Annotated in this window: 2 protein-coding genes; both read right to left on the reverse strand. The window is 47.9% G+C overall.

Annotated elements, in window-relative coordinates; translation table 11 throughout:
* On the reverse strand, window positions 1-172 hold a 172-nt coding region (locus CYP05_RS03290), incomplete at its 3' end, for a threonine/serine exporter family protein (protein ID WP_181000386.1).
* Window positions 165-764 (reverse strand): threonine/serine exporter family protein (locus CYP05_RS03295; protein WP_103641987.1); only part of this gene is annotated, 600 nt, incomplete at its 5' end. The genes CYP05_RS03295 and CYP05_RS03290, both read right to left, overlap by 8 nt.

Genomic DNA, 764 nt, shown 5'->3' on the forward strand with positions numbered 1-764 from the left:
TGTTAAAAAATCCCATCTGCATGATCCAAAAGCGACTAGCGTGCGCAAACGCCGCAAGCAGCGCGCAAAACGCGAGAGTCCTTTTAGGCGGAGAACTAGCGTAGGCAAAACCAAGCCCCGCCACAGCGGCAAAAGCGCCGTCTATAAGAGTCGCGGTAAAAAGCTCAAACATGTAAAATCTCCGCATTGCTAAGCGAGAGCGTGATATAGACGCCCACCGCGATACAAAGTATCAGGATGCCCGTGCTCACGGCCCTGCTGATACCTACGAGCGTGTTGTCGTTTAGGATATCAAAGACCGAGTTTATGAGAAAAACGCCCGGCATCAAAAAGAGTATCGACGAGCCGATCGCGACGTCGCTAGTATGCGTAAAGCCGTAAAATACGCCAAGATAAGCGATAAAAGAGACGACAAACGAGACCAAAACGTACTGGAGTTTTAAAATTACGCCAATTTTAGCAAGTGCAAATTTAAGGCTATATCCCACGAGCGTAGCGAAAAATACGCATACGACCGAGCCCGCATTGCCGACAAAAAGCCTGCAAAATGCCGCATTTGCAAGGCTTATTAAAATAAGCGAGCTTGTAAATTTATTTGCCCCGATACGCATGACACCCTCAAACTGCTCTTTGGCCTCGTCTAAATTCAAATTTTCATCCACAATCCGCCAGCTAAGCGACGAAAGCTCGGAAATGCGGTTAAAGCTCACATGACCAAACGGGATCTTTTTCACATAGGTTCGGAGCAGAGAGTTGTCGGCCGA

The sequence above is a fragment of the Campylobacter concisus genome (assembly GCF_002913545.1).
GTDB classification, from domain to species: Bacteria; Campylobacterota; Campylobacteria; order Campylobacterales; family Campylobacteraceae; genus Campylobacter_A; species Campylobacter_A concisus_AV.